This is a genomic window from Mycobacterium sp. (assembly GCF_049281135.1).
In the GTDB taxonomy this organism is placed as follows: Bacteria; Actinomycetota; Actinomycetes; order Mycobacteriales; family Mycobacteriaceae; genus Mycobacterium.
In genome coordinates, this window is the sequence record NZ_JBAPRN010000601.1 from 1 (window position 1) to 8,524 (window position 8,524).

Sequence of the window (8,524 nt, forward strand, 5' to 3'; positions counted from 1 at the left end):
GCAGACCCAAATGTGGACCAGCGTCTCGAGCAGCCGCTCTCTGGGTACCGACGGGCGATCGTCGGCGAACGAGCTCAGCATCACCTTCTCGTTGAGCAGATTGAGCGCCGCGGAAAGTTCATTGGCGGGCACCGTCACCGGTGCAGCGCCGCGGGCGCGCTCGGCCTCGATCACGGTGGCGATATGGCCGACCCACTTCTCCATGAACCGTGACCACAACGCCCGCATGTCCGTATTGGTGCGCGCGGAATCCGCGGCCAGTGAAACCGCGCGGTGCGAACCGAACGTCTCGACGAAGACATTGATGCCGATCCGCCACAGCGTTTTCAAGTCGGCCGGGGGATTGGCGATCATGTTTTCCAACGCGGAGTCGGCTTCGACGAGCACCCGCTCGAACAAGGTCAGCATGACCGCGTCTTTGGACGGGAAATAGAAGTAGAACGTCGGGCGGGAAATCCCGGCGCCTTTGGCCAGGTCGTCGACCGAGATGTCGGCGAGCGGGCGCTGCTCGAGCAGCTGTTCGGCGGTGGTCAAGATGGCCAGCTCACGATCGTCGCCGGACGGGCGCGCCGAGCGCCGACCTCTGGAGCCACGGCTGGAGCTGACGGTCGTCACCTGCGTTACTTTACACGGTGTTGAGTCTTTCGACAGGGTGTTGACGAACTCAACACTGTGTTGATAGCGTGTCGCCATGACTGAACACCTCGACGTTGTGATCGTCGGCGCCGGCATCTCCGGCATCAGCGCGGCCTGGCACTTGCAGGACCGCTGTCCGTCCAAGAGCTACGCGGTCCTCGAGCGCCGCGACGACCTCGGTGGTACCTGGGACCTGTTCCGCTACCCCGGCATTCGCTCCGACTCGGACATGTTCACCCTCGGCTTCCGGTTCAAGCCGTGGGAGTCCTCGACGTCGATCGCCGACGGCGCGTCGATCAAGGCCTACATCAAAGAGACTGCCACCGAGAACGGCATCGACAAGCACATCCGTTACCGGCACAAGGTGCTGGCCGCCGAGTGGTCGGATGCCGACAACCGCTGGACGCTGACCGTCGACAACAACGGCCAGCAGCAAGAGCTCACCTGTTCGTTCCTGTTTGCCTGCAGTGGTTACTACAACTACGACGAGGGCTACCTGCCGAAGTTCGAGGGTTACGAGGACTTCGGAGGCACCATGATCCATCCGCAGCACTGGCCGGAGGATCTCGACTACGTCGGCAAGAAGATCGTGGTGATCGGCTCGGGCGCTACGGCGATCACGCTGATTCCTTCGCTGGTGAAGTCGGGCGCGGGCCACGTGACGATGCTGCAGCGCTCACCGTCCTACGTCGGGTCGCTGCCGCTGACCGACCCGTTCGCCGAGCAGGCCAACAAATGGCTGCCGACCAACCTCGCGCACGTCGCGAACCGGTGGAAGTGGATCGCGTTCAGCACATTCCAGTACCAGTTCTCCCGGAAGTTCCCGCGCCAGATGCGCAAGACCCTGCTGACCATGGCCAAGCGGCGGCTGCCGCAGGGCTACGACGTCGAGAAGCACTTCGGCCCGAGCTACAACCCGTGGGATCAGCGGTTGTGCCTGGCGCCCGGTGGTGATCTGTTCAAGACCATCCGCAAGGGCCAGGCCGATGTCGTCACCGACACCATCGACCGCTTCACCAAGACCGGCATCAAGCTCGGCTCAGGCGCGGAGTTGCAGGCCGACATCATCATCACCGCAACGGGTTTGAACCTGCAGTTGTTCGGTGGCGCCCAGATCCGGCGCAACGGCGCACCCGTCGAACTCAATGACACGATGGCGTTCAAGGGCATGATGCTGACCGATATGCCGAACATGGCGTTCACCATCGGCTACACCAACGCGTCCTGGACGCTGAAGGCCGATCTGGTGTCCGAGTTCGTCTGCCGCGTCATCAATTACATGGACGAGAATCATTACGACACAGTGGTGCCGCAACACCCGGGGAACTCGGTCGACGAGCGTCCGCTGATGGACTTCACCCCCGGTTACGTGCTGCGGGCACTGGATTACCTGCCGAAGGCCGGCTCGGTGTCCCCGTGGCGGCTCAAGCAGAACTACTTCATGGACCTGCAGCTGATCCGGCGCGGCAAAGTCGACGACGAGGCCCTGAGCTTCGCCAAAAAGCCTGCGGCCCTGGTGGTTTAACTGGGGTTGGCCGCAGCGACGATGACGATACCGTCATCGTCGCTGTAGGCGATGTCGCCCGGTACGAACTCCACCCCGCCGAAGCTGAGAGTGATGTCTCGCTCCCCGGCACCCGTCTTCTCGCTCTTGCGTGGGTTGGTGCCGAGCGCCTTGATGCCAATCTCCATGTCACGCAGTGCGGCGGCGTCGCGGACCGCGCCGTGCACGATCAGCCCGGCCCACTCGTTGGACCGAGCCAGCTCAGCGATCAGGTCGCCGACCAGCGCGGTGTGTAACGAGGCGCCGCCGTCGACCACCAGCACGCCGCCGTCGCCGGGCGTCGACAGAATCGACTTCAGCAGGGCGTTGTCTTGCGAGCAACGGACCGTGGTGATCGGCCCGGCGAACTGCGTCCGCGCGCCGAACTGGCGGAATTGAACGTCGCAGCTGCGGACGTCGGGCCCGATGTCGTCTACCAAATCGGCGGTGGGCCGGAAGATCACAGTCACCGAGCCATGCTAGTCATCGTCGCGGCGGAGCTGGCGGATCAGCAGTACGGCCAGCAGGCTGATCGCGATCGCCACCGCGAGTGGTAGCGGCGACCGGCCGCTCGACGACGGGCCGGGCTGCGCGGGCAGCGGGTTGGCTGCCGCTTCGATGGTTGACTTCGCATGCGCCGCGGCATCTTTGGCTGCCGCGGCGAGCTGACCATTGGTGTCGGGCGCCACCGGAGCGACTTTCTTGGGCGCGATCTTCTTGGCGGGCGCCTTTTTAGCCGGAGCCTTGCTGGCGGGTGTCTTTTTCGCGGCGGCGTGCTTTTTGGCTGCCTTTGCCGGCGCCGTCTTCTTCGCGGCCTTCGCGGCAGCCTTTTTGGCGGGCGCTTTCTTGGCGGGCGGCTCGGGCGGCTCTGTGGCCGGCGTCTCCGGCTCCTTGGCTGGCGGCTCGGGTGGCGCCGTCTCCGCGGGCGGCGACGGTGTGCTCAGGGGTGGTTCAGGCGCGGGTTCGGACATGTTGTCCGGTCGATCCTGCGGGTCTGCCATCCGATTGCTCCTTTGCCGCTTCTTGTCGGGTGCCCCGGCCCGGTGGAGCCGAATCCATCATGCCAGGGCTGCGTAGGTGGTTTCGCTGGCGTAGGTCAAGACCTGTTTCGGATGGACCACAGTGCCCCGCCGCCCACCAGGGCCACCGCGCCCAGGACGAAAGGCCAGATCGGGACCTCGCCGCCCGAGTCGTCCGCGGGCTGCGCGGCCGGCCCGGGCGTGCCGCTGCCGGCGGCCGTCAGCCGGAATGACCATGACCCCGAGACCACATGCCCGTCAGCCGATGTCACCCGGTAGTTGACCGTATAGTCGCCGGCCGGACCCAACGGACGGAGGCCGATGCTGACGACTGTGCCGTGCACCTGCGGGGAGCCGTCGGTCCACAGGTTGCCGTCCGGACCGACAACGGTCATCGCCGCGAACGTGGTCTGCAGATCCTCGTTGAACGTCGCGCTGACCCGAACCGGGCCGTTGCTCACCGAGGCCTTGTCCGCGGGATCGGCGGACACCCGCGCGGCGTGAGCGCTGGCGGCGCCGGCGGTCAACGTAGGCGCGAACGCGACGGCTGCCAGCAGCAGCGCCACTACGACGGCGTGTGTCCGACGGCTCATGCCTTCCGCACGATCAGAGCGACACCGACACCGAGGGCACCCACGAACAGGGCCGCGCCGGCGAGGATCCGGGCGGTGTTGTCGACCACCGCCCGGGACTGCTGTCCCGGTGGCGCCGCTGTGGCGGTCGGGGCCGCGGACTTGGTCGGGGTCGGGTTGGGGGCGGGCAATGTCGGGCCGCCGGTCAGCGCCAGCGTCGGCGTGGGATGTTCCGGCTCGGCTCCGCCGGGCGCCGGAGCTTGGTCCCACTTCACCACCGCGCCGTCGGCGTAGGTCTGCGTCGTCGGGAAGCCGACTGTATCGGCGTCGGGCAGCTTCGCCGATATCCGGAACACGCCGAACTGGTCCACCGGAATGCCAGTGTCGGGCGCCGCGGTCCACGTGACCGACCGGACGGCGTTTGTGGCGGCGTCGCGGTCGATCTTGGCCGACCACCCCGGCATCTCCTCGGTCTGGACCGAGGAGACATTGGTCAGGTCGACCGTGACCGCGGTGGTGGCCGCGTTGGTCGCCGACTCGTTGGGCACCTGGAAGCTGACCGTCGCGAAGGCGTTGCGCGCGGCGTCCGTACTGGTGGCCTGGACGTGCGCCGATGCCGTCGTGATCGCCGCGGCCGGGCCGAGGCAGAGCAGCGTGGCTGCCGCGGTTCCGATCAGGGTGCGCAAAACCATCCTGCGTTGAAGTGTCATCGGAATCGCCTTCCTGTCTGCAGTGGGGTCGGGGATCAGGTCAATCCGAGTCGAGCCATCAGGTCGGCGTCGATCTCATCGAGCTGTCGGGAGATTGCGGTGTGGGCGCCGCGGCGGCGGGTGGGCGGCATGTTCTCGGCAGCGGTGACAGCGGCCGCCAAGTCTGCGAGCCGCTCGGAAATCGCGGTGACGAATTCTCTGGTCTCAGCGTCCTTGGGCTTGTTCTCCTGCACCGACCGCAGCGACTGCTCGGCGCCGGCGATGCGGGCCGACAACTGGCCGCCATGACCAGAGAATTGACCGATCTGGGCCAACGGGACCCCGAGTTGGTCGGCCCGCCGCTGGTCGATCAGACCGCGCGCGGCCATGGCGACCCGGTAGACCAGCGGCACCACGATCGGGGCAAGCAGCCGAGACACCGTCAGCAGGCGGCGAATCCGCGTCGGCGACAGCAGCGCGCCCTCGCGCACCGCCTTCAGCTGGGTCTCGGCCACCTTCAGCGCTGCCTGGTCGCTGGCGCGCTGCGCCTTCAAATTCTCGCGGAGCGCCTTCGTCTCGGCGCGCTGCGCGGCTTTGAACCGACGCACCTCATTCTTCGCCGACAGCTTGGCCTCGAGTTTGGCCTTGGCCTTGATCGCGCGAGCTTCGGCGCGACGCGTCGCGCGGGTTTTGCGCTTGCCGAACAGGCCCATCCGCGCACTACCTCCCCCAGGTCTCGTCGACTATCGCGGTGCCAGTGCGGCATCGGTGGGCCAACCCTAACCGGGTCGGGCGGCCCGACTGCCGTCAGGCTTCCAGGTGTTCCTTACGCCGTAGCTCGTCGGCGCGGTGAACGATGTCTTCCTGCGCTTCGTGGGACAGCCCACTGACTCGAAGCGCGATCCGCCGGACACCCTCGTCTCGGATGACCAGCAACCACGACAACTCTTTGTCGAGCTTCTCGTAGTACTCGTCGTCGGTGAAGTAAGCGGGCCTGATCCGGAAGAAGTTCGCCAGGGCAGCCATGGTCGCCGACGACGGGTTGGTTCGGTTGCCAGAGCGTAGCTGCGATAAATACGGAGCCGACATCGTGATTCCTTCAGCCTTGAGCGCCGCGATCACTTCAGCGGAGGTGTGCGGCCCCCGTCCGGGGGGGTAAACCGTGTCGAACAGGCGGTTCAGGCGGGCGGAAAACGTCGTGCTCATCGATATGACCTCCACCGGGTTGGTAGATCGAGTGACTCTCTCTAAGTATTTGCTGATTATCGTAGCCAGACTTATCCCCGCAACCAAGTGCAAGCTTTTAGAAAATTAACGGCCAAGGCATTTATGAGAGCAGGGATTATCGTTGCGGCGGGAGTAACCCGCTTATCCAGTCAATACACATGATATTTTAAGGGAATTGTGTGAAGTTTCATCGCTTCAGGGACTATTGACACTTCGCTGATCGCGAGCGGGCCTACTCATGGCAACCTGCATGATGCTCAAGCCGCGCGCACAGCCTATTTGCTGTAGGGCGCCATGGAGTCGCCTGTGAACATGTTGTCGCCGACGTGCCACGCGCCGGTGTTAGGCGCATGTCAGAGCGCTCGTCCAGATGCTCCACAACGCGGTCGAGGAGTCAGAAAGACACTCCTCGCCGTCCTAGGATCGGTTCCGGCTGTCGGATTCGCTATGCGGCAAGCAGCATTGCCAAGATTGCTGTGTCGGGGTGGCTGATCGGGTCGACGCCGACCCGGCTGACCATTGAGGTGATGGTGCCGTCGGCCTCGGCCTCCACCCAGGCCGCGCGGTGCTCGAGTCCCAGATAAGGCAGACCGGGCAGCAGCACACACCCCGACGCGGCGCCACTACATTCCGGCAGCGATGGCGTCGTCTCCGACGGGGGATGCAGCATCAACAACGCGGGCGGCTGGTGATCGGCGAAATAGCCTGGCCGAATGGCGGATTCACCGACCACCGGGCCCTCGGCCAAAACCAGGCCCACGGTGCCCGGCGCGGGAGCGTCCGGCAGCTCCTCGCGAACCCCGAATACGGTTGTGGTCGGCAGCAATCCGGGAAGCGATGCCACCCTGACCGCAACCATCAACAGTTGCGCCCACTCTTTGGTCGAGTCGGGCCAGCGCCCGGAAATCACGAACCCTTTCAGGGCACCACGGGAATGGAAGGGGGCCACCTCGATGGCCCCGCCTGAGCCAGTTTCCATTTCGCCCTCCATTCGGGTATTCAGCGATACACCGGTGGGTCGATCCGATCAGCATGCGGCAGCCTGGCAACGCCCGCAAGCTGACACGGGCAATCAGCGCCGACGAAGCCGAAAAGAAACGCCGCCGAAATAGCGTTCGGGGCGCCACGCGATTCGCGCGACGCCCCGAACAGGCGAATCCAACTGTTGTCAGCCGGCGATGAGCCCCTTGGCCTTCGTCGTCGCACCCTTGTAACGAGACTGCACGTCATCCCAGTTCACGACATTCCAGTACGCCTTGGCAAAGTCTGCTTTGACGTTTTTGTACTGCAGGTAGAACGCGTGCTCCCACATGTCGAGCACCAGCAGCGGAACCAAACCCAGCGGGAAATTGGTCTGGTGGTCGTACACCTGGAATACCAGCAGCTTCTCGCCGAGGCTGTCCCAGCCGAGCGCGGCCCAGCCGGAGCCTTGGACAGTGGTCGCGGCCGCGGTGAACTGAGCCCGGAACTTGTCGAACGACCCGAACGCCTCGTCAATGGCAGCGGCGAGCTCACCGGTCGGCTTGTCACCGCCGTTGGGGGACAAGTTCTTCCACCACAGGCTGTGGTTGACGTGACCGGCCAGGTTGAACGCCAGGCTCTTCTCGTTCAGCACGATGGCCGACTGATCGTCCTTGGAGCGCGCCTCTTCGAGCTTGGCGACGGCGTCGTTGGCGCCCTTGACGTAGGTGGCGTGGTGCTTACTGTGGTGAAGTTCGTTGATCTGACCCGAAATATGCGGCTCCAGCGCTCCGTAGTCCCAATCCAGGTCAGGCAAGGTGTATTCAGCCACGGGTTTCCTTCCTTCGCGATCGTTGCCGATCTACTCTGACGCTTCGCTGCAGGCTGTTAGCGAAGTGGCGGCTTTGGCGTAAGTAACCCTGCTCCATCGCCGCGCGCACCGCAAGAACGAGTGCGCGTGGGGATACCCGACAGCGGGACTTCAGAACCAGACGATGACGGCGAGGACCGCCAGCAAAACCAGCGCGATCAATCCGGCGCGCAATCCGGCAAGCAAGTAGGAGCGATTACACGTCGCCGACGTCGTGTACCAGTGCGGCGAAGAACTCGCCGACTGTGGTCCGATCGGTTGCGTCGTCATCGAATGTTCCCGGCCTGCCTGTCCAAACTGTCCCCCAGTGAGATGAGTCACAAAAGATCTCAGTGATGGCGATCATAGCCGCTGATGTACCCCCTGAGAAATTGAACGGACCACGGCGTGCTGACCAGCGTCTTGTTGCTGGAGGAGTTGTGGTCCGCGTGCCGAATAACCGTGCTCCCGATTCCGACTGCGGACAGCGACGCGCGCAGACCCGCTGTGACTTCCGCCATAGCGGCGAGTATGGCGAAACCGTGAGATCGGCTAAGAATTCGCTGAACGCAGGGCCGGGCTGTCGATCACGAACCGGTAACGGACACGGGTTATCCACAACGGTCGGCCCGCCTCGGCCGTGTGACGCGCATGCTTGCGTGTCAACGCGTCGAGGCAGCTTGTGGATAAACCTGTGGAAACTGTGGATACCCGTTGATTGCTGGACGCCGGTCTTAGCGGCTCCCGTCCGCGCATGCCAAGATCAACACCGTGGATGCAGAACCGTCAATCGCGCAGACAACCATCAACGACCTGCCCGCCGAGTTCGGAACTGGCTCGGTGTTGCTGGACGTGCGCGAAAACGACGAGTGGAATCGTGGCCACGCCGCCGACGCCCGGCACATCCCGATGGGTGAGGTGCCGGCGCGGCTCGACGAGATCGATCGGTCGTCCACGCTGTATGTCATCTGCAAGGCCGGCGGTCGATCGGCGAAGGTCGCCCAACTGCTGGCCCAACATGGGTACGA

General features: G+C 64.6%; 12 protein-coding genes. 2 read left to right on the forward strand and 10 right to left on the reverse strand.

Features of this window, described 5'->3' with window-relative positions:
• Positions 1–615, reverse strand: a 615-nt coding sequence (locus tag WAN02_RS23590; protein WP_422266932.1) for a TetR/AcrR family transcriptional regulator, incomplete at its 3' end; no start/stop codon positions are given.
• Between the two features lie 76 nt (positions 616–691).
• Between WAN02_RS23590 and WAN02_RS23595 the strand changes: the two genes are divergently transcribed.
• Positions 692–2,161: a flavin-containing monooxygenase gene (locus WAN02_RS23595; RefSeq protein WP_422266934.1), complete on the forward strand. Its 1,470-nt coding sequence runs from the start codon at positions 692–694 to the stop codon at positions 2,159–2,161.
• Here the strand turns inward: WAN02_RS23595 and rraA are convergent.
• The 9 genes from rraA to WAN02_RS23640 all read right to left on the reverse strand — a co-directional run bounded on the left by rraA (position 2,158) and on the right by WAN02_RS23640 (position 7,787).
• Positions 2,158–2,649 carry a ribonuclease E activity regulator RraA gene (rraA, locus tag WAN02_RS23600; RefSeq protein ID WP_422266936.1) on the reverse strand — a complete coding sequence of 164 codons (492 nt, stop codon included), beginning with the start codon at positions 2,647–2,649 and terminating at the stop codon, positions 2,158–2,160. The two genes, WAN02_RS23595 and rraA, sit on opposite strands and share 4 nt — an antisense overlap.
• A 9-nt stretch (positions 2,650–2,658) precedes the next feature.
• Positions 2,659–3,150 carry a nucleoid-structuring protein H-NS gene (locus WAN02_RS23605; protein WP_422266948.1) on the reverse strand — a complete coding sequence of 164 codons (492 nt, stop codon included), beginning with the start codon at positions 3,148–3,150 and terminating at the stop codon, positions 2,659–2,661.
• Between the two features lie 125 nt (positions 3,151–3,275).
• Positions 3,276–3,791, reverse strand: a complete 516-nt coding sequence (locus WAN02_RS23610) for a copper resistance CopC family protein (RefSeq protein ID WP_422266938.1) — start codon at positions 3,789–3,791, stop codon at positions 3,276–3,278.
• Positions 3,788–4,480, reverse strand: coding sequence for a YcnI family protein (locus tag WAN02_RS23615; RefSeq protein WP_422266940.1), 693 nt, complete (start codon positions 4,478–4,480; stop codon positions 3,788–3,790). The genes WAN02_RS23610 and WAN02_RS23615 overlap by 4 nt, the downstream gene beginning before the upstream one ends.
• A 35-nt stretch (positions 4,481–4,515) precedes the next feature.
• Positions 4,516–5,172, reverse strand: a complete 657-nt coding sequence (locus WAN02_RS23620; RefSeq protein ID WP_422266942.1) for a DUF6474 family protein — start codon at positions 5,170–5,172, stop codon at positions 4,516–4,518.
• Positions 5,173–5,266: 94 nt separating this feature from the next.
• Positions 5,267–5,665 (reverse strand): transcriptional regulator, encoded by a 399-nt coding sequence (locus WAN02_RS23625; RefSeq protein WP_422266944.1) that lies wholly within the window; start codon positions 5,663–5,665, stop codon positions 5,267–5,269.
• 466 nt (positions 5,666–6,131) lie between these two features.
• Positions 6,132–6,665 (reverse strand): peptidase, encoded by a 534-nt coding sequence (locus tag WAN02_RS23630; protein WP_422266946.1) that lies wholly within the window; start codon positions 6,663–6,665, stop codon positions 6,132–6,134.
• Between the two features lie 189 nt (positions 6,666–6,854).
• On the reverse strand, positions 6,855–7,478 hold the full coding sequence (locus WAN02_RS23635; protein WP_325693620.1) for a superoxide dismutase: 624 nt from the start codon (positions 7,476–7,478) through the stop codon (positions 6,855–6,857).
• A 150-nt stretch (positions 7,479–7,628) separates the two neighbouring features.
• Positions 7,629–7,787, reverse strand: coding sequence for a hypothetical protein (locus tag WAN02_RS23640; protein ID WP_325693618.1), 159 nt, complete (start codon positions 7,785–7,787; stop codon positions 7,629–7,631).
• Positions 7,788–8,285: 498 nt separating this feature from the next.
• Here WAN02_RS23640 and WAN02_RS23645 point away from each other — a divergent pair.
• A partial coding sequence (locus tag WAN02_RS23645) for a rhodanese-like domain-containing protein (protein ID WP_422266950.1) occupies positions 8,286–8,524 on the forward strand: 239 nt, incomplete at its 3' end.